The sequence below is a fragment of the Paludisphaera rhizosphaerae genome (assembly GCF_011065895.1).
Taxonomy (GTDB): domain Bacteria; phylum Planctomycetota; class Planctomycetia; order Isosphaerales; family Isosphaeraceae; genus Paludisphaera; species Paludisphaera rhizosphaerae.
On record NZ_JAALCR010000021.1, the window covers coordinates 109,597 to 130,676 of the forward strand.

Consider the following 21,080-nt stretch of genomic DNA (forward strand, 5'->3'; position numbering starts at 1 on the left):
AGCACAGCGGGAGGCACCCCCTTGAGAGGCCGAAGACCCTCGAACAGCGGCCCCCCGTGCGGCCGGATCCGCCGACGAACCTTCCTGTCCGACGTCGGCCTCGGCTTCACTGGCCTGGCTCTCGGGGCCATGATGCAGCGAGAGGGCTTGGCTCGCTCAGAGCACGAGGGTGCCGGAGCGGTCGTCGGGCCGCACTTCGCCCCCCGGGCCTCCAGCGTCATCTGGATCTTTCTTTCGGGGGGCGTCAGCCACCTGGAGACCTGGGATCCCAAACCGCTGCTGAACCGATACGCCGGAAAAACTTACGACGACACGGGCATGCCCAGCCCGTTCAAGTCCCCCCTGTTCCGCGAACGCTCCCGGGCCGTCGTCGGCGAGGACCGGACGCATTCGCAGATCTTTCCGCTCCAGGTCGGCTTCAAGAAGTACGGCGAGGCGGGCGTGGAGGTCAGCGACTGGTGGCCGCAACTGGCGACCTGCGTCGACGACATCGCCTTCGTGCGCTCGATGTACACGACCGACAACGACCACGCCGCCGAATTCCAGATGCACCACGGCCGCCACAAGCTCGACGAAAAGCAGCCCGTGCTGGGGTCGTGGATCCATTACGGCCTGGGGACTCTGAACGAGAACCTGCCGCAGTTCGTCTTCCTCGGTCAGTACAAGGATCCACGCGTCCGGGAGAACTTCTCCGCCGATTACCTGGGCCCGCAACACTCCGGCGTCGAGTTGTCGCTCGATCCCAAGAACCCGCTCGCCTTCGGCCGACGGCTCGACTCGGTTTCCGTGGAGGAGCAGGCCGCTGAGTTCTCCTTCATCCGAGACCTGAACGGACTCGCCGCCGTCGAGTACCCCGAGGACGACGCGCTCCGCGCCCGGGTTCGGGCTTACGAGCTTGCGTTCCGGATGCAGCGCTCGGTCCCCGAGGCCATGAGCCTCGATGAGGAAAGCCCCGAGACTCAGAGGTTGTACGGGATCGACGAGGAGAGTACGGCGATCTACGGCCGTCGCCTGCTCGCCGCTCGCCGCCTGGCCGAGCGAGGCGTTCGATTCACGCTGGTCTATCTGAGCGACTACGGAGAGTGGGACTCGCACAACCAACTCAAGGACCTTCACGCCCGCTCGTGCGCCCGGGTCGACCGACCAATCGCGGGCCTCCTCAAGGACCTCAAGCGCCGAGGGTTGACCGACGACGTAACCGTCGTCTGCTGCACCGAGTTCGGCAGGACTCCCGGTTTGGAAGTCCGCAACGGGGTCGTCGCCGGCGCCACGGGGCGCGATCACCATCCTCACGCCTTCACGGTCTGGTTCGCGGGAGCCGGAATCCGGGGCGGGACCGTTCACGGGGCGACCGACGAGTTAGGGTTCCACGCCGTTGAGTCTCCCCACTACGTGACAGACATCCACGCAACAACCCTTCACCTCCTGGGCCTCGACCCTCGCCGACTCGACGTCCCCGGCCGCAAGCGGCTTGAGATCGACTACGGACGCCCCATCCAGGAAATCCTCTCCTGAACGGTATCGATTGAGAGGCCGCGAACGATCGCCCCGCCAGGCCCGATCCATCCCGGCGCTGATTGCGGTCATGTCGGCCGGGACAGACCGAGCGGTTTTTCCGAAAGCCCGGGCCGGGACGTGCCGATGTTAGGGGATGTATCGGGAGGGCCCGGCGCGGGGCGTTGATCACCGCGCCGAACCGTCCGAGGGGCCGGAGGCCCCTGGGCTGGACTGGTCAGCCGTCTCAAGGAAGGCCGCCCCGGTTTCGACCGCCACGTTCGGATGCCGCCGCGCCTGTCGAGGACAGCGGCGGCCGACGCGGCCTCATAAGGGAAAGGAGTTCCCGCATGCGTTCCCCCTCACGGTTGGTCCCGGGCCTGCTCGGACTGGCTCTGGCCGCGCCGGTCGCCGGCGTCTCCGCTCAGGAATACTATCAGCCCCAGGCCGGCAAGCCGGCCCCGATCCTGCTGGAGCAGGGTCAGGCCCCCGCTCAGGCGGCTTCGGCTCGGCCGGTCGCCGCCGCGGCCCCCAAGCACGAGCATAAAGGTCTGCTCGGCCGGATGAACTGCACCGAATGCCAGCGTCAGCGGGCCATGGAGCGAGACGGCATCAAGGTGCCGCCCCCGCCGGCCATGCCTGCCGCCGTCGCGGCCCATCAGCACAGCCACGGCCACGTCCACGCCCAGCCCGCCCCGGCGGCCGCTGCCCCGGGTTCGACCGGCTGCGTCGCCTGTGAGGCCGACGCCGCCGCGATGGGCGGGACCATCGTTCCCGGCTCGATCGTCGTGACCGATTCGGCCGCGATGCCTCCGGGCCGTGCGGTCGTCGGCGGAACGGCCGTCGCCTCGGAGTTCCCCACGGGCCGAGCGGTCGTCGGCGGCGCCGAGCCGACCCCGGTCGGCATGGCTCGGGCCAGCCAGGGGAATTTCACCCCGGTCGCCGGCGCCCTCGCCGCCAACCGCGGTGCCCAGGGCGCTCCCCGAGACCCGTCGGTCATGCCGTCCAGCATGATCCCGCCGGCGCAGACGGCCGTCGGAGCCGACTCCGGCGTTCCTCGGCCCCACATCATCAAGCACGCGCTTGACCTGCCCGATCTCGGCGGGATCCGGCGCAGCGTCCGCCAGAACCGCGAGCGGGCCTCCCGCGAGTCCCACGCCTCGATCTCGTACGACGCGCCCAACGGCAAGGTCGACGAGCTGCCGGCCTCGATGGTCTACGGCAAGGGCGGCCGCTGAGGCCTGTCCTTCCTCGGCGAATGCCGACGAAAATTCCGAATGGTCCGCTCCCTCGGTCTGTAACGGGGGAGGCGGGCCGTTCGGCCGTTTCGAACGTGGGTTTCGATCGAGCCTGGGCCGCCCGCAGGCCGATTCCCTTGTGGCAAGGCCAGAGATGGCCAAGAAGATCGGCGGCAAAGCCCCGCGCAGGACGCCGGGGCGCCACGATCCTCAGCCCGCTTGCTTCCGGACGATTCAGGAGGATTCATGCGACATAGGTAAGGGATTGACCATGCGTTGCTTCGGAAAACGGCGAGGTTCTTGGATCGGCCTGGGTCTCGCGGCGGTGCTCGGGATGAGCCTGGCCGCGTCCGTCAGGGCGGATCTGTTCCATTCCACGCTCCCCAAGGAAGTCCCGGCGTACGACTTCAACACGGGCGGCGAATACTTCGCTCCCCCGGTTCCCTACGGCCACTACGCCAAAGACCCCCACGGCGACGCCGCCAAGGCCCTGGGGTACGTCACCGGCCCGATCCACGGGCTGAAGGGCAAGTTCATGGGCCTGGGCCACGGCGCTGGCTGCGGTCACGGCGACGGCTGCGGGCATGGGCTGGGTCACGGCCTGGGTTCGGGCTGCGGCCTGGGTCACGGGCTCGGGTCGAAGTGCGGCCTCTGCTCGGGCCTCGGCGGCTGCAAGCACGGCGGACCGGGCATCGGCTCCGGCCTGGCGGGCCTCTGCGGCTCCGGCGACGGTTGCGGCCTGGGCGCGAAGGTCAAGAACTTCGGCCCCTGCCATCCGACCGGAGTCGTGGCGACGTCTCAGTCGGCCCCCTCGCCTCAGGTGATCGTTGATCCTTGCGGCGTGAAGGGATGCGGGATGGGCGGTCTGCACAACCACCTGTCCGGGCTCGCGGGCAAGCTGAAGTGCAAGCTCTGCGGCGGCGGTGGCTGCGGCGGCTGCGGCGGGGCCGGCTTCGGCGACCCCTGCTCTTCCTGCCACGGTTCCGGCTGCGGCCTCTGCGGCGGCTGCGGACTGCTCTCCAAGCTGAAGAAGTGCATGCACTGCGGCGGCGCGGGCTGCAAGCACTGCCTCGGCCTGCTCAAGGGCAAGCTCGCCGGCCTGTTCGGCCCCAAGTTCGAGTACTTCGTCGGCGCCGGCGGTCCTGTGCCGCTGACCCCCGGCTACGTCCCCTATATCGTCACGACCCGTTCGCCTCGCGATTTCTTCGCCTTCCCGCCCCGCAACCCGGACGGATTCTGACCGATCATCTGAATCAGGAACCGTGACGGCTGAAGGCCCGACGCGCGACCCGCGTCGGGCCTTCGTCGTCGCCGGCCTGTCCGGGCCGGTTCATCGGACGTCAACTCATCAGGATGGAGAGGAACGCCATGCCCCGTCCCGAAACTCGACGCGCCCGCCTGGCGGGCCTCGTCGTTCTCGCCCTGGTTGCGGGCCTCGCCCAGGGCGTCGCCCGAGCCCAGGCCCCCCCGCCCCGGGTCCCCGAACTGAGCGAGCGCAGCGGCCTCGTCATGCGGTTCGCCGACATCCCCGGCAGCTTGCCGCCGGACAAGTATCGCGACAACTTCTACGCGTCCCGATACGCCGACCACGGCACGGTCAACCAGGCGCACCTGCGGATCAACCCCAAGACTCAGGGGCTTTACGGCCTGGGATGGAAGGGAGCCGACACCGAGAGCGTCTACCCCTTCTTCTACGGCAACCCCGGATCGTCGACCGTGAACGAGTACAGCAAGCCCTGGCACCCCTCGCTTCGACTCTTCCAGTCGATGGCCCATCCGTTCAAGCCAGTCGGGATGTACTACTCCAACGGCAGCTACGTGCCGATTTACGACGTCGACCCCGTGGTCCCCGGCCCCGGCCCGTATCCTTACCCGTTCTTCTTCAACTGGAACAAGGGGGGCTGATCCCCCGTCCACGCGAAGACCGCCAAGGCCGGCCGACTTCTCGTCGAGCCGGCCTTGTTCGCGCGCTCACGCACACTTGGTTTGCCTATCTTATCCAAACCGGCGAACCGAAAGTCCTTCCAGATGAGGACTTGGGGGGCGGAGCAGGATGCGAGGGGATTCTTGACAGGCGGACGACGATGATATAAGTTGTCCAAACTTGTTACAAGGCAAGGCGTCTTCGTGCGCTCGGACCGAACCGCGAGCCGTCTGTCTCCTCCGATCATGGGCGACGCCCTCGGCCCCGCCGGCCGGTCTCGCCCCCATCGCCGTCGACACACCATTGGTGCAGAGTAGGGGCTCCATGGACAACCCGATTCAGGTCGACCTGGGCCGAATCGCGCAAGACCTGCAGATCCGGCGCGTCCAGGTGGAGAGCGTCGTCCAGTTGCTGGACGAGGGCAACACCGTCCCCTTCATCACGCGCTACCGGAAAGAGCGGACCGGCAACCTCAATGAGGTCGTGATCCGCGAGATTCAGGTTCGGGTGCAGCGGCTGCGCGACCTCGCCGAACGCAAGGAGACGATTCTCAAGGCGATCGAGAAACAGGGCAAGCTCACGCCCGAGCTGGAAGCCGCCATCCGATCGGCCGAGAATCTGAAGCGCCTGGAAGACCTGTACCTCCCCTTCAAGGCCAAGAAGCGGACCAAGGCGTCCGAGGCCCGCGAGAAGGGGCTCGAACCGCTGGCCGCTCGGATCTGGAACCGAGACGAGACTCTCACCGACCTGCACGCCGCCGCCGCCGAGTTCGTCGACGCCGAGAAGGGGTTGGAGTCCTCCGAGAAGGTTCTTGAAGGCGTCCGCTACATCCTGGCCGAGGCCGTCAGCGAGATGGCCGCCGTTCGCGAGGCCGTCCGACGGGCCGTCTGGAAGACCGGCAAGCTCGTCACGACCAAGGGGGAAGTCCCCGAGGGCCAGGGCCTGGAATACCGCGACTACTTCGACTACAGCGAGCCTGTTTCTCAGGTTCCTCCCCACCGCGTTCTGGCGATCAATCGCGGGGACAAGGAAGGGCCGCTCAAGGTCAAGCTGGAAGTCTCCCGCCCCGACCTGGAGGCCGCCTTCTTCGGTCAGCTTCCGCTTGAGGGCCACCCTCAGGCCGAGAGCTTCCGCGCCGCCGCCGTCGACGCCCTGGAACGGCTCATCCTGCCGAGTATGGAGCGTGAGGTCCGTCACGACCTGACCGAGACGGCCGAGAAGCACGCCGTCGACGTCTTCGCCCGGAACCTCCGCAGCCTGCTCCTCCAGCCGCCGATCCCGAAGCAGGTGGTGCTGGCCATCGATCCGGGCCTCCGCTCCGGCTGCAAATTGGCGGTTCTCGACCCCAACGGCAACCTTCTGGAGCAAGGGATCGTCTATCCCCACGCCCCCCAGGGCCGGCGGTCGGAAGCCAAGGTGGCCATCAAGGATCTCGTCGGCAAATACCACGTGAACGTCGTCGCCATCGGCAACGGCACCGCCTGCCGCGAGACCGAGGAGCTGGTGGCCGAGATCATCGCCGAGGGCCACGAGTTCAGCACCAATCCGGAGGCTCGCGCCGCAGCCGAAGCCGCCGCGGCCGCAGCAGCGGCCTCGGCGTCCACTGCCATCGCTGAGCCCCCGGTCGACGCCTCCGAGACCGAAGAGGTCGCGGAATCAGACGAGGCCGTCGAGCCGTCGGCCGTCGAGCCAGCCGAAGTCGTCCCCGAAACGACGGCTCCCGAGCCGGTCGCGCCCGAGCCGGTCGCCGTCGTCGAACACTCCGCCCATCCTGTCGCCGAAGCCGAACCCGGCCCCTACGTCGTCCCCGACGGTCCCGAAGAGGACGACGACGCTCCGGCCGTGCCCAGCGAAGAGGACTTGCCGCCGATCTCGGGCGGCGCCCCCGAATCGACCACTCCCGACACCGAGCCGGGCGAGGCCGTCCAGAACGGTTCAGACGGCGCTCAGGCACAGCCCGCGGCCGCTGAGACGCCGGTCGAGACGCCCGCCGCTGAGGCCCAGGTCGTCGTTGAGACTCCCGTCGAGCATCAGGCCGTTCCTGTCCCGGCCGCCGAGGGGGGAGAGTCGCCGACGCCTCCTATCAAGCGCGAAGGCGGCCAGAGCCGTCGCTCCAAGGGACGCGGCTCGCGGAACCGCAATACCCCGCCCCCGCCGCAGGCCCCGCCGGCTCCCCACGAGGCCGACGCCCTGGTGGCTCAACTGGCCTACGTGATCGTCAACGAGGCCGGAGCCAGCGTCTACTCGGCCAGCCCGATCGGCCGCGAGGAACTCCCTGAGTTCGACGCCACGCTCCGGAGCGCCATCTCGATCGGGCGGCGGCTTCAGGATCCGCTCTCCGAGCTGGTCAAGATCGAGCCGCAGAACATCGGCGTCGGTCTCTACCAGCACGACGTCAGCCCGAAGCAGCTGAAGGACTCGCTCGACGCGGTCATCGCCAGTTGCGTCAACTTCGTGGGCGTCGACCTGAACACGGCGAGCGTCCCCCTGCTCCGCTACGTTTCGGGTCTCAACCAGCTCACCGCCCGCCGGATCGCCGATCGTCGCAAAGAGAAGGGCCCGTTCACCAACCGGGATGAGTTGATCGAGGTCGAGGGAGTCGGCCCGGCGACCTTCACCCAGGCCGCCGGCTTCCTCAAGATCGGCGACGGTCCGCACCCGCTCGACCGAACCTGGATCCACCCCGAGAGCTACGTGGCCGCCGCCAAGCTCCTGGAGAAGTACGAGTACGCCCCGGACGTCGTCCGCGACAAGGAGAAGCTTCCCGAGCTTCGCGCCAAGCTCGCCGAGGTCGACGTCCCCGCGCTGGCCAAGGAACTGGAGGTCGGCGAGCCGACCCTCAAGGACATCATCGAGGCCCTCGGCCGCCCCGAACGCGATCCTCGCGACGACCTCCCCAAGCCGATCTTCAAGAAGGGGATCCTCAAGCTGGAGGATCTCACGGCGGGGATGGAGTTGAAGGGAACGGTCCTGAACGTCGTCGACTTCGGCGCGTTCGTGGACATCGGCCTGAAGGACTCCGGGCTGGTTCACATCAGCCAGCTCGCCAACCGCTTCATCAAGAGCCCGCACGACGTGGTGAGCGTCGGCGACGTCGTGACCGTCTGGGTCATGTCGGTCGACCAGGACCGCAAGCGGGTCTCGCTGACGATGGTCAAGCCGGGCACCGAACGCCACCGAGGCGGCGGCGGCCCCGGAGGCGGCGGCGGTCGTCGCGAAGGTCAACCGCAGGGCCAGGGGCAAGGGCAGGAAGGCCAGGGCCGTCGCGGCCGCGGCCCCCGTCCAGGCCCGTCGAGCCTCACCAATCCGCCCGTCGGCGCGGCGCCAATCGACGCCCGTCCCGAAGGGGGCGAGCGCGAGCCGGCTCCGCGACGGTTCGGCGGCGGTCCCGGCCAGGGTCAGGGCCAGGGACGTCCCGGCGGCGGTCCGGGTGGATTCCGCGGAGGCCCCGGACAGGGTCGCGGCGGTCCCAGGGGAGCGGGCGGAGGGTTCGGCCGCGAAGGGGGTCGATTCGGCGGGCCACGGTCTGAGCCGCGGCCCGACTACACGCCTCCGCGGCCTTCCAAGCCCGCCCCGCCTCCGCCCCCGCTCTCCAAGGACGCCCTCACGGGGAACGTTCCCCTCCGCACCTTCGGCCAGCTCAAGCAACTCTGGCAAGCCCGCGAGGATGACGTTCCCAAGCCCGAAGGGTCGGACGCCCCTCCCGCGTCGGACGCGCCGAAGCCGGAGTCGGAGAGTCAGTAAACGGATCAAGGATCACGGCCCCGGATGACGCCGGGGAACGCGACGGATCGACGAGGCAAGCCCGAAGGCCGCTCCTCCTTGCTCGACGGAGCGGCCTTCGGTCGGCCTCAATCAACACGGATAGCCGATGGGTAAATTCGCCTGGCGCAACCTGCTGACACGTCCCATGCGGACGATCCTGGCCCTGATCGGTCTCTCGATCCCGATTCTGGGCGTCCTGGGCCTCTTCAGCCTCTCGGACGGCCTGAGGAACATGGTCAGCGACACCCTCAGCCAGATCGAGGGGGTCATCGTCCTCCGGCAGAACACGCCGACACCCGTCGCCAGCACCCTCTCGACCGAGGTCGTCGACAAGATCCGGACCATCCCGGGCGTCCGCAACGTGGCGCCCGAGGCCTGGGGCATCGCTCCTGACGTCGAGGGGCAGTCGATGCTCATGAGGAGCGTCGGCAACATGATGTCCAAGGGGTCGAAGTCGATCTTCGACCAGCCGGTCATCTCGGGACAGGACATCCCCGCCCACAAGAATCTCAAGAGCGCCGTGTTCCCGAAGTCGGTCAAGGAACGGGGCGAAGGCCGGTTCCTCGACGAAGGGGACATGGGCAAGCCGAACGTCGTCATCAGCCGGAAGATCGCCAGGGACTTCCCGAAACAGAACGGCGAGCCCAGGAAGGTCGGCGACCACATCGAGGTCGGCGGCCAGGACTGCACGATCATCGGCCTGTACGACACCGGCTCGATGCTCCTGGACGTGGTCATCGTCATGGACATCGGCATGGCCCGGAAGCTCCTGAAGATGCCCAAGGAGACGGTCTCCAGCATCTACGTCGAGGCCGACACCCCTCCCGGCTACGAGGCCGTCTGCAAGGCCATCGAGACGGCCGAGCCCGGCGTCAGCGCCCGGAGCATGAACGAGGTGCAAGCGAACTTCGGCATGCTGATGGGACACATCGATCGGCTCCTGATGCTCGTCGTCAGCCTGGCGCTGCTGGTCGGGATCGTGGGGATCGTCAACACCATGCTCATGAGCACCACGGAGCGGTTCGTGGAGTTCGGCGTGCTGCGGACCAACGGCTGGTCGCAGGGGAACGTCCTGGGTCTGGTCACGCTGGAGAGCGCCTTCCTGGGGCTGATGGCCGGAGTCCTGGGCTGCGTGCTGGCCTGGCTGGGGACGACAGTCGCTAACCAGTTCCTCGACGGCGGCATCCACCTGGGCGTCTCGCCCAGGTCGCTGCTGATCGGCCTGGGTCTATCGATCGCCACGGGGGTCCTGGGCGGCCTCTACCCGGCCTGGCGTGCGGCGCGAATGGTCCCGATGGAGGCCATCCGGCTGGGCTCGCACTGAGTGACGCCCTCGGGGGATGATTCCTGATGATCGACGTGGTGGACGTCTGGAAGTCGTACAAGAGCGGGACGCGGACTGTGGACGCGCTCCGCGGCGTGTCCTGCCATATCGAGAAGGGCCGCTTCGCGTTCATCGTCGGCCCCAGCGGCTCAGGCAAGAGCACCCTGCTCTACACCCTGGGCGCCGTCGACAGGCCGACCAAGGGGAGCATCGTCGTCGAGGGGAGCGACCTGACGACGATGTCCGAACCCGAGCAGAACGACTACCGCCGCGAGAAGGTCGGCTTCATCTTCCAGTCGTTCAACCTGATCAGCAACCTCTCGGCGATCGAGAACGTCCTGATCCCGTTCATGCCTCGCGGCGTCACGCCTGAGCAGCGAGCGAAAGCCGTCGACCTGCTGACCCGCGTCGGCCTGGGCGACCGCCTGGACCACCGCCCTTACCAACTCTCCGGCGGCGAGCAGCAACGCGTGGCCATCGCCCGGGCGCTGGTGAAAGACCCGATCCTCGTCCTCGCCGACGAGCCCACCGGCGAACTCGACAGCAGGACCGGCGACGAGATCTACCGGATCCTCCGCGCCCTCCAGGAATCGTTGCAGACCACCCTGGTCGTCGTCACCCACGACCGTCGCTTCATCACCCCGGCCGACCTCGTCCTGGAGATCCAGGACGGCGTCCTCGCCGACGACGTCGATGAAGTTCAGGGGCTGGCTTCGGGCGTGGGGGCGGCGTCGCATCCCACGCCCTAGAATTGCACGAGCCACCGAGACGTGCACGCTCAGGCGATGAGCTGTTTGGGATCGACCGCCGCGATCAATTCCAGCGTCCCGTCAAGTCGCCGGCGCCAAACGCCAGAGACGCCGAGATCGAGATAGAGCGATCCATCTCGTGCTCCCAAGATCTGCTCGGCATCGGCGGCGCTGATCTTGTTCATCGCGCCCCCCTTCCAACTCCATAGACCGAACGTTCCGAAGTCGGCGTAGAGCGATCCACCGGCGAAGGCCATCGACTGCGGATCGGCACCGTTGATTTGAGCGAAGCCGTTCATCCATCGCCACAGGCCGAACCGACCGAAATCGACGAACGCCGAACCGTCGGCAGCGGCGAGGATCGACTCGGGGTTCGCGGCATTGACCAGCCGCAGGCCGCTTCCATCCCGTCGCCAGAAACCGAAACGGCCGAAGTCGACGTACAGCACGCCGTCGGGAGTCGCAGCCAGCCCCTCGGGATCGGCCGCATTGATTCGGACGAGCCCGGCTCCATCTCGACGCCACAAACCGAATCGACCAAAGTCGATGTAGAGCGTTCCGTCGGCTGTCGCCGCAAAGCCCTCCGGATCGGCGGCGTTGATCAGTTGGAGACTCCCGGAATTCCATCGCCACAGGCCGAATCGACCGAAGTCGATATAAAGCGAGCCATCAGGGGCGGCGAGGAGATTCTCAGGGTTCGCGGCGCTCACCAGAGTATACCCACCGGTCCCACCGGCCCACGTCCAGAGGCCGCGGCCGCCGAAATCGACGAAGATGCGGCCGGAGTTCGAAGTTACGGTTTTCTCTGGCTTCCAGTGATTGAGCTGAACCAGCCCCTGATCCGGGGTCCAACCCCACAGGCCCTGGTCTCCCCTGTCGAGATAGAGGGACTGCAGCCTTGTGACGTTCGTGCCGGACGGATCGTCGAGGATGTGAACGTGTTCGACCGCTGGATCGCTGAGGACAGCCCCAGCAGCGTTCCAGAGGGCCACGAAAAACGACTCGGTCGGCTCGGTCAGACTATCCAGCACAATTGGTATCGTGATGACCGCGGAGGCCTGCCCCGGGGCAAACGTCAAGACGCCCGAGATGGGCTTGTAGTCCAACCCGGCCCTGGCCGTAACGCCATAACTCTCATCGCTGGTGGCGTACTGGACGCTCGCGGTGTGCGAGAGATCGCCCTGACGGGTCACGACAAGCTTCGCCAGGCCGTCTCCCTCGTTAACATCGGCGTAGTCCGACGTGAAGCCGATGACCGCCGCCTGCCCAAAGGCCTGGGCGAAGATCTCCTCCGACATCGCAAGATCCTGGCGTCCACTCCAGGAGAAGAGGAACCCTCCCTCGGGCGTCAACGTCAGCGCGGGGTCGTCCATGTAATAGGCAGTGGCGTCGGTCATGACGACCGGCCCGCGGACCTGCGTTCCGGATGCGTCGAACAGCCGGTACGAGGCGACGTCGTCGCCGAACGCGACGGCCTGAACGGTCACGACCAGCATACCGCCGTCGGAAGTCGCCTGGGCCGACGCCACGCCCGAGCCGAGGTCCAGGTCCGGGCCCACGGCTTCACCCGACGCATTGTATCGGCGACCCATCCTGGCAAGGATCGATCCGGCCTGCTCGTTCCAGGTCAGAAGAAATCCACCGTCCGACAGAGCCGTCAATTGCGAGCCGAATTGGGTCGCCCGGATCTGATCGCTCGAATCGATGACCGATCCAATCAAGACATCGTCCCCTACCGACTGACCCGAGAGATCGATCCGTCTCATCCATGCCTGTCCGTCGATATGCCATTCCTGTTGAGAGGTCAGGTGCCATCGTTCCTCCGTCCAGGCCAGCACCAGATCGTCACCCGATGTCGAAATCGCGGGCGTTGTATAGTACGAGCTGAATTGCCACCCATCCGAAACCAACGCCCCCAGATCGATCTCCGCCGTCAGGGAGTTGGCGGCGTCGAAGTGCAACAGCGCGTGATGCGGGACGCCCGAGAGGTCGTAGACGTTGTTGGCCAACACGACGAAACCGCCGTCCGACAGCACCTGGAAACCGAAGGGCTGATCCGCGACGACATCGAGAACTCCCAACGAGACGTTGCCCCCGATCGCGTTTCCCGAGGCGTCGTATCGTTGGATGTAGAACGGATCTAGCCCCGGGAACTGCTGTTCCTCTCGCCAGATCACGACGAGGTTGCCCTGGGCGTCCGAGCCGATCGCCGGTGCATTCTGGTCGCCGGCGGTCCGGGTGTTGACGCGAAACTGGTTGCCGATCGGCGTTCCGTTGGGACCGATCCGGCGGGCGTAGATCCCCGTCCCGGACCCATCCTGTCCCCCGTCGAGCCAGACGATCGTCGTGACCCCGTTGGGCGACACGGCCGAGGTTGATTTCCCCTGATCGAAGTCGACCACCTGATTCACGCGGAAAGGCGAGGCGCTCGGCGTGTAGTAGGCGGCGAGGAGTTGGCGTCGTTCGAGCTCGACGTCTTCGATACGAAGGCGCGTCGTGCGTCGGCCAACGCCGCGCGAGTGTAACCGCCACATGGTTGTGCCCTCCAATCGCCAGGGTCGCGACGCAAGGGCGAAGGCCAGCGTCGTCGAACCCGGGACATTGACTCGGGGCAACTCACCGATGTCGGAGGGGGGGGTGGGCGGAGGTTCGTGAGGCGTCCGTCGACTCAACGCAGCGATCATCGATGCGCAGCCATGTTTAAACTACATGCCCCGCGCGAATGCGGCAATGAGTGCGTGGCTTTAATTGGGCTTGCGATGGATTCAGGAAAGCCATCGATGTTCCGCCGACGAGTCAGTCGAGAAGGTGGGGCATCAGACTCGGAGAACGACCTTGCCGAAGACCTCGTTCGACGCCACTCGCTCGTGGGCCTTGCGAACGTCTTCGAGGGGGAAGGTTGAATCAAGCACCGGCTTCACCAGGCCGCGTTCGAGCCACGGGACGACCTGAGCGGCGAACTTGCGCGCGGCCTCGATTTTCTCCTCCAGCGGTCGGGCGCGGAGGGTGGTGCCGATGATCGTGGCCCGGCGAGCCAGCAGCGCGTTGAGGTCGATCTCCCCCTTAGCGCCGGTGAGCAGGCCAACCTCGACGATCCGGCCCCGTTTGGCGATCGCCTTGAGGTTCTCGCCCAGCGCCTTCGCACCCAGGAGGTCCAGGATCACGGCGACGCCCGCGCCGTGGGTGGCCTTCAGGACGGCCTCGGCGAACTCGCCGGAGGGGTTGACGATGGGGACATCTAGGCCCAGATCCTTCGCCCGGTCGAGCTTGTCGGCCGTTCGGGAGGTTCCCAGGACGGTGCAGCCCATCGCGTGGGCGATCTGGACGGCGGCGGTGCCAACGCCGCTGCCTGCCGCGTGGATGAGCACGCTCTCGCCGGAGGCGAGGCCGCCCAGGGTCGTCAGGGCGTCGTGGGCCGTCATGAACGCTTCGGGGACCGCGCCGGCGGCCTCGAAATCGAGGGCGTCGGGGATCTTCGCGAGCGTCCGAGGGTGGGTCGTCAGGTACTCAGCCTGAGCCCCGCCGGCCACGATGCCAAAGACTCGGTCGCCGACCTGAATCGGCTCATGAACGTCAGGACCAAGGGCCTCGACGACTCCGGCGAACTCCAGGCCGGGGATGTCGGCGGGAACGCCGGGAGGCGCTGGATAGACGCCTCGCGCCTGGAGAAGGTCCGCCCGATTGAGCGCCGCGGCGTGGACGCGGACGAGGACGGACTCGCCGCGAGGCTCGGGACGGGGGACGTCGGCGATCTCCAGGACCTCCGGCCCCCCCTTCCCCTTGATGACGACGGCTTTCATGGCCGTGCCCTCTTTACTTCGACGGCTGGTAGCGGCCGATGAGCAGGCTGGCGTTGTGGCCGCCGAAGCCGAAGCTGTTGGACATCACATGGTCCACCTTGGCCTCGCGGGCGACGTTGGGGATGTAGTCCAGGTCGCAGCCCTCGCCGGGCTCGTCGAGGTTGATGGTGGGGGGGAGAACGCCGCGAGCGATCGCCAGGGTGGAGGCGATCAGCTCGACGCCTCCCGAGGCTCCCAGCAGGTGGCCGAGTTGGCTCTTGGTGCTGGAGATCTGGAGCCGCTCGGCGTGGGGGCCGAAAACCGTCTTCATGGCGACGGTCTCGGCCAGGTCGCCCAGCGGGGTGCTGGTGCCGTGGGCGTTGATGTAGTCAACCGCGTCGAGGGGGATGCGGGCGTCGGCCAGGCAGCGCTTCATGGCGCGGGCGGCGCCGCGGCCCTGTTCGTCGGGAGCCGTGATGTGGTAGCCGTCGCCGGCGGTGCCGTAGCCCAGCACCTCGGCGTAGATCCGAGCGCCGCGGGCCCTGGCGATCTCCTCGGCTTCCAGGATCAGGACGCCGGCGCCCTCGCCGATGACGAAGCCGTCGCGGTCCTTGTCGAAGGGGCGGCTGGCTCGCTGGGGGTCGTCGTTGCGCACCGAGAGGGCGCGCATCGAGGCGAATCCGCCCAGGCCCATGTGAGTGATGGCGGTCTCGCTGCCGCCGGTGATCATCACGTCGGCGTCACCGCACCGGATCAGGTTCGTGGCGTCGCCGATGGCGTTGGAGGCGGACGCGCAGGCGGTGGCGATGGCCGAGATCGGCCCGCGAAGTCCCCAGCGGATGGAGACCTGGCCGCTGCCGGCGTTGACCATCAGCTTGGGGATGGTGAAGGGGCTGATCCGCGAGGGCCCCTTCTGCATCATGACGGTGTGCTGGGCCTCGAACTCATTGAGGCCGCCGATGCCGGAGCCGATCAGCACGCCGCAGTTTTCGGGCGGGAGCTTGGAAAAGTCGATTCCGGAGTCGGCCACAGCCGATTCGGAAGCCGCCAGCGCGAACTGAGCGAAGCGGTCGAGGTGCCTCGCTTCCTTCACGCCGAACCGCGCCGGGCCGTCCCAGTCGCGGACCTGGCCGCCGAAATGGACCTTGAACTCCGTGGTGTCGAACAGGGTGATCGGTCCGACGCCGCTCCGTCCGGCGCAGAGCGCCTCCCAGAACGAGTCCAGAGTCTCACCCAGCGACGTGACCACCCCCATGCCGGTGATGACGACGCGTCGCGTCTCTCCCATTGATCGTCTCGCTTCGCGGAATGCCCGGGGGAACCGGGGTCGAATCAGGTCGGGCGGGACCTCGGACCGCGCGTTCGGGTCGTCGCGCGGGCCGCGGCCTGAGGTCACTTGGCGTGCGCGTGCTGCTCGATGTAGTCGATGGCCTGGCCGACCGTCTGGATCTTCTCGGCCTCGTCATCGGGGATGGTGATGTCGAACTCTTCCTCGAACTCCATGACGAGCTCGACGGTGTCGAGCGAGTCGGCGCCGAGGTCGTTGACGAACGACGTCTCCTTGCTGACCTGTTCCTTCGACACGCCCATCTGCTCGCTGACGATCTCGATCACGCGCTCTTCCACGGACACGGGCGGACCTCCTGGTTGGGGACGATTCGAGTATTCGAGCCTGCTCGACCATCGCCCGAGCCGGGGCGCAAGCCATGGGTGACGCAGGGGTTCAGGGTTAAGGGGTACGATCGCGGGATCTCCCGCGGCCCCGAATTCGGGGCGGGTGGGCGGGATCGGTTCCGGTTCCGCCGGCAATCGGGTCAAGGCCCCATCCGGCGGAGTCAGCCGTCGAGGACGGCAAGCGGTTCCTCCCTGGGTCGGTTCGCACGGGCCGCTCCGCCGTCGGGGCGGAGCGCAACGGCCGCGCTCCAGATCCGTCGATCGATCGAGTCAAAATAGCATGGCGAGGGGGCCTTGTCCATCCGACCGACCGCGTGATCGCGGGATCCCGCGCCGGCCGCACGACCCCTACCAGGCTAACCAACCGGATCGGCTCTCGGCCACGGATTCTGGAGCGAATTCTTGCCAGGGGGGTCAGACGGTCATGCCGCCGTCGACGGCGATCACCTGACCCGTCACGTAGCTGGACGCCGGCGAGGCGAAAAACGCCACCATCTCGGCGATGTCCTCGGGCGCTCCCAGCCGCTTGAGCGGGATTCGTTCCTTGACCTCGGCCTTGATCTTGTCCGGCAGAACGTCGGTCATGTCGGTCGTGATGAAGCCGGGGGCGACCACGTTGACCGTGATCCCGCGCGAGGCCAACTCCCGGGCGATCGTCTGGGTCAGGCCGATCACCCCGGCCTTGCTCGCCGAGTAGTTCGCCTGGCCCGGGTTCCCCCGGATGCCGGACACGCTGCTGATGTTGATGATCCGGCCGTATCGGCCGCGCATCATCACCGCCCCGACGGCCCGGCACCACAGAAACGTCCCCTTCAGGTTGACGTCGATCACGTCGTCCCAGGCCTCGTCCTCCATCCGGAGCATCAGGCCGTCGCGGGTTACGCCCGCATTGTTCACCAGGACGTGAATCTTCTGATATTTCGCCTCGACTTCGTCGACGACGCGCTTGACGTCCTCGGCCTTCGCCACGTCGGCCGCGAAGCCCTCGAACTCGCCGCCGGCGGCCTTGATCGCATCGGCCGTCCCCTGCAGCCCTTCCAACGTCCGAGCGACGCCGACCACCTTCGCCCCGCAGGCCGCAAGCTTCACGGCAATGGCGCGGCCGATCCCTCGGGAGGCTCCCGTCACCAGGGCCGTCTGCCCCTTCAGGTCCACGAGACAGCCCGTCGCGGGCGAGCCCGATGCTTCGGCCATAACGCTCTATTCCTACTGTTTAGAGGAGTTTGCGCCTTCAAAAGCGCAGTCGCCCACGCTTCACCGAGCGCGGGACCGAATCGCGGTTATAGTCGCGCCCAGAGAATCGCTTCAACCCCAATCGTCGCTCAGGGGAGCGTGGCGTAGATCACCACGTTGGCGGCGATCCGGAGCGCGCTCTCGTAGGTGTAGCCCTTGCAGTCCAGCCCCGAATGGCGTTCCAGGGCGCAGCCGATGTCGAGTTTCGAGTAGATGATCGACCAGTGGCCGTTGATCTTGACCCCCTCCAACTGGGGGTAATCCTTGCCGCCCCCAGCCGCCTTGGTGTACTGCGAGTCCTTCAGGTCGAAGAAGACCTTGTTGGAGAACAACTCGTCGTCCTTGGGGATCGGAACGAGCTGATTGTTGGGGAACAACTCAGCGGCGAACCGGCGGAAGGCGGCGTCGAACCCGGGGCTGCCGCAGGCGGCGTCGGCGAAGATCGTCCCGCCGCCGGGGTCGACGTGCTTGCGCAGGGCTTCCATGTCCTCGGCTGTGAACGAGGCCGCGGCGCGGCCGTGGAAGTAGATCAACGGGTAGTAGATCAGGTTCTTGTCGGTCGGGAGCAGATCCTTCTGCGAGACGGCCACGTCAAAGCCCAGCGGCGGCTTGCGCAGAGCTTCCATCAGGTTGGGGACGGCCAGAGGGGCGATGTTCCAGTCGCCGCCGTGCTGGAGCTTGGCGATCCGCAGCGAGTTCCTGGCGGGTCGGTCTTCCTTGAAATTGTTGACCTGACGGATGACCAGCTTGTCGGCGGGCATCTCGCGGCCGGTGGCGTAGTCGATGATGTTCTGGCCGACGCGGGTCGCCAGGGCGGTCGACTTCGGGTCCCGCTCCATCTGGTTCCAGTAGCAGGAGAGATCCTTGGGCGAGTAGATCACGACCGTCCGACAGCCATGCTCAATCCCCCACAACGGGTAAGCGTCGGGAGAGAGCAGATGTTTGGCCCGCCAAACAGGATGATCTCCGGAGAGCGGCTTCAGCTTGTAGGCCTCCTCCGGGAAGACCTGCTCCATCAGTTTCTTGAACCCGGAATCGAACTCAGGACGGCCGCAGCAGGCGTCCGCCAGAATGAAGCCCCCCTGATCGACGTACTTGCGAAGGTTGTCGATGGAGACCTTGGAGAACTCGGGCTCGAAGTGGCCGTTGATGAAGACGATCGGGGCCTGCATCAGGTCCTCGACGCTCGCCGTGTTGGGGTCGACGACCTGCCAGGTCAGCAGATGCTTCCAGTCCTGGGAGACCAGATTGACGAGGTTTCGGATGTCGTCGGCGTCGTTGTCCCAGTCGTTCCGAGGGCCGTGACGGAGCTTGTTGACCAGGACCGGCGAACGACCTTTCGCCAAAAAGAGCAGAGCGAAGCTCGTGGAAATCAGCGGATTGTTGTCGGCGCTGGACTCCCGCCAGAAGCCGCCGAGCCGATCCTGCTCGTGAACGAGGGCCTCGGCACCCTCGCGATACCAATCGTGCTCGCCGAAGAACCGAACGCCCCCCAGACGGCCGGCCCGCTCGAGACCGTACAGGTAATAGAGCCGCCAGTACTGGCCCTGGGGGAAATTCTGGCCGATCTGAAACCGCGAGGACATCCAATCGATGCCTCGCTTGAGGTTGATGTTGAGGTTGCCCTTGCCGCAGTTCTGGATGGCGTCGCCGTGGATCTCCTCGGCTCCCTGAAACCGCCGGAGGCCCGTGATGACCAGGCTGGAGATGCCGGCGGCCGTCATGCTCGCCGTGGAGACGCCGTCTGCCTCTTTGTGGTGGTAGCCCCAGCCGCCGTCGATCCGCTGGGCGGACTCCCAATACTCACGCGCCAGCTTCCAGACCTCGGGCTTGACCTGTATGCCGACCTCAGAGGCAGTGTGCAGGCCGAGCAGGGCGTACTGCGTGTTGGAGTTGTCCGACTGGCGGTTCGTCTTCGACAGGTCATAGGTCCAGGCGCCGGGCCAGGGAATCCCATCAGCCGGTTTGATCTGGGCGCGTTCGAGCCACTGGACGTTGGCGACGATCCGGTTGAAGTCGTTCTTGGGGTCGGCCGCCGCGTACACCATCGTCTGGAGGGAGACGGTGTAAGTGCAGTCGAGCTGATCGGGCCCCCAGCGTCTGAGGTAGTCGAGCGAGGCCCGGATGGTGGGCGAATCGGGCGGCTCGCCGGCCGTCAGCAGAGCCAGTGTGGCCAGACTGGTGGTGCCAGTCTTCCACTGGCCGCCGGCGTTGAAATCCTTCCAGCCGCCGGTGTCCCGGTTCTGCTCCTTCTTGAGGTAGCGGACCGCGTCGCGGATCGCCTGCTCCACCTGCTCGTGGGTGACCGCTCCGAAAGCCCGGCCGCCGACCCCGAGGACGGCTGAGAGGCCGAAGAGAGCCACGATCAGCCGCCGGAATTTCCGCATCATGACAGCCCCCATATCGGCGATGGCCAGGGACCAGCCCGCGCGTCCCCGACAGCTGTCATTATCCGTCGCCTGGCAAGGTCGTCAATCCGGAAGCCACGGCGGCCGAGCGTCCCCCTCACGGCGAAGGCTTACTGGGTCACCTCGTCACTGGGCCGGCGGTGGAGAGCGACCGTCACAGTCTGACGCCCCAGAGACGGGACGGTGAAGGCGATTCGCGCATCGATCGTCGGCAGCATGGCTCCGATGGTGATCGGACAGTCGCTCACCGGGCCGGCCGAGCCGGGTCGAACGTGGACACGGTTCAGTCCCTCGCCGAGTTCCAACTCAGCCGTGCAGACCGAACCGGAGAGTTGGCCGGGGTTGTGTCGGAGGTAGATCAGCTCCAATCGGCCGTCGCGGTCCACCACGTTCGAGTATCGCACCTGCATCTTGGGCGTCGTCATCAGCGGGTCGTCCTTATCGAACAGCGGCCCAGCAGCGACGATCGCATCACAGTCCTGATCCAACTCCAGCCACCACGGGGTCAACGGCAGGTCCGGACCGCGTTCTCCCAGCTTCTTCGCCGGAGCGAGCGACACAATCACCAGGTTGCGGAAATGAGGGTTTCGCGGCCAAACGGGGTCGACGATGAACGGGTCCTTCCCGCCCGGCGGATCGCACCGCCACTCCACAGGCGCGATCGAGGACGAGGTCGACGAACCCTCATTCGAGAACCGGTACGAGTACAGTCGACCGGTGGCGCCGGGAAAGACCACATGCCCGGAGCCGGTTGGATCCCACGCGGGACGGCCGGTCGGCATCACGTCCATCTCAAGCCGCTCCAGAACCTCGCACTTGGGCAACCGAACTCGGACGATCCCCACCGTGCCGCCGAAAGGCGAATTCGCTTCATCGTTGACCGGCGATGCGTAACGCCCCACGACCTCCATCGAATCGTCGTCCGCCCTCAACGGCGAGGCCGCCAGAAAGTCCCAACGCTCCGCGGCAGGCGGCATGACGACCTTCGTCTCCCCAGACACCCGGTCGACCAGATGAATCTCACCGCGACCCTCGCCGGCGTCGACCGTAAGGGTCTCCCAGGGATTCTCCCGCGTCGCGGACACCGACGTCTGGGGCTGCAACTGCGCCATCGTCAGTGCGAGAAGCGAGAGACCCGCGAACGTAAGCACCGCAAATCGGGCCATCGTATGGAGACTGGTGAACATTCCGCGTAGTCCTAAATCTTTCGTTTTCGCGGCTGTGCGACGGAGCGTTCGGCGTCGTTACGATCCGAGCCGCGAGGGAATCTTTGACCTTGGAGGAGGCGTGCAGCAGGACGAAAGGAATCGTCCCGACCGCGTCGCTTGTCGTTCGCCCCTGTCCGCGAGTGGGGAGGTCCGCGGACGGAAGGCGGCGGGGGGGATGAGAGGGCGGGTTATGCGGGTTGGATCATCCCAACCTCGCTCCTTGGCGGGAATTCTACGCAATTCGGAAGCCGAGGCACGGTCCGAAACCTCATCCAGGCGAAACA

14 protein-coding genes are annotated in these 21,080 nt (G+C 66.8%); 7 read left to right on the forward strand and 7 right to left on the reverse strand.

Annotated features, from left to right (window positions below):
- Positions 1-21 precede the first annotated feature (21 nt).
- From G5C50_RS23830 to G5C50_RS23860, 7 genes are all read left to right on the forward strand, one after another.
- Entirely contained in the window at positions 22-1,515 is a 1,494-nt protein-coding gene (locus G5C50_RS23830; protein ID WP_165073464.1) for a DUF1501 domain-containing protein, read from the forward strand.
- Positions 1,516-1,844: 329 nt separating this feature from the next.
- Positions 1,845-2,732 (forward strand): hypothetical protein, encoded by an 888-nt coding sequence (locus G5C50_RS23835; protein WP_165073465.1) that lies wholly within the window; start codon positions 1,845-1,847, stop codon positions 2,730-2,732.
- 271 nt (positions 2,733-3,003) lie between these two features.
- On the forward strand, positions 3,004-3,972 hold the full coding sequence (locus G5C50_RS23840; protein WP_165073466.1) for a hypothetical protein: 969 nt from the start codon (positions 3,004-3,006) through the stop codon (positions 3,970-3,972).
- A gap of 128 nt (positions 3,973-4,100) precedes the next feature.
- Positions 4,101-4,637, forward strand: a complete 537-nt coding sequence (locus G5C50_RS23845) for a hypothetical protein (RefSeq protein ID WP_165073467.1) — start codon at positions 4,101-4,103, stop codon at positions 4,635-4,637.
- A gap of 343 nt (positions 4,638-4,980) precedes the next feature.
- On the forward strand, positions 4,981-8,400 hold the full coding sequence (locus G5C50_RS23850; protein ID WP_165073468.1) for a Tex-like N-terminal domain-containing protein: 3,420 nt from the start codon (positions 4,981-4,983) through the stop codon (positions 8,398-8,400).
- Between the two features lie 127 nt (positions 8,401-8,527).
- Positions 8,528-9,745 carry an ABC transporter permease gene (locus G5C50_RS23855; protein ID WP_165073469.1) on the forward strand — a complete coding sequence of 406 codons (1,218 nt, stop codon included), beginning with the start codon at positions 8,528-8,530 and terminating at the stop codon, positions 9,743-9,745.
- Between the two features lie 26 nt (positions 9,746-9,771).
- The gene (locus tag G5C50_RS23860; RefSeq protein WP_165073470.1) at positions 9,772-10,494 is read left to right on the forward strand and encodes an ABC transporter ATP-binding protein; all 723 of its coding nucleotides are present in this window, start codon (positions 9,772-9,774) and stop codon (positions 10,492-10,494) included.
- Between the two features lie 29 nt (positions 10,495-10,523).
- On the opposite strand, the gene G5C50_RS23865 is transcribed toward G5C50_RS23860, so the two are convergent.
- From G5C50_RS23865 to G5C50_RS23895, 7 genes are all read right to left on the reverse strand, one after another.
- Positions 10,524-13,028: a Calx-beta domain-containing protein gene (locus G5C50_RS23865; protein ID WP_165073471.1), complete on the reverse strand. Its 2,505-nt coding sequence runs from the start codon at positions 13,026-13,028 to the stop codon at positions 10,524-10,526.
- A 282-nt stretch (positions 13,029-13,310) separates the two neighbouring features.
- Complete coding sequence (locus G5C50_RS23870) at positions 13,311-14,294, reverse strand: NAD(P)H-quinone oxidoreductase (RefSeq protein WP_165073472.1); 984 nt, start codon at positions 14,292-14,294, stop codon at positions 13,311-13,313.
- Between the two features lie 13 nt (positions 14,295-14,307).
- On the reverse strand, positions 14,308-15,561 hold the full coding sequence (fabF, locus tag G5C50_RS23875; protein WP_165073473.1) for a beta-ketoacyl-ACP synthase II: 1,254 nt from the start codon (positions 15,559-15,561) through the stop codon (positions 14,308-14,310).
- Between the two features lie 104 nt (positions 15,562-15,665).
- Positions 15,666-15,905, reverse strand: coding sequence for an acyl carrier protein (gene acpP / locus G5C50_RS23880; protein WP_165073474.1), 240 nt, complete (start codon positions 15,903-15,905; stop codon positions 15,666-15,668).
- Positions 15,906-16,361: 456 nt separating this feature from the next.
- A complete protein-coding gene (gene fabG / locus G5C50_RS23885; protein ID WP_165073475.1) occupies positions 16,362-17,141 on the reverse strand; it encodes a 3-oxoacyl-[acyl-carrier-protein] reductase in 780 nt (259 codons plus the stop codon).
- Between the two features lie 128 nt (positions 17,142-17,269).
- Entirely contained in the window at positions 17,270-19,570 is a 2,301-nt protein-coding gene (locus tag G5C50_RS23890; RefSeq protein ID WP_165073476.1) for a DUF4159 domain-containing protein, read from the reverse strand.
- Positions 19,571-19,698: 128 nt separating this feature from the next.
- Entirely contained in the window at positions 19,699-20,775 is a 1,077-nt protein-coding gene (locus G5C50_RS23895; RefSeq protein ID WP_165073477.1) for a hypothetical protein, read from the reverse strand.
- Between the last annotated feature and the right edge of the window lie 305 nt (positions 20,776-21,080).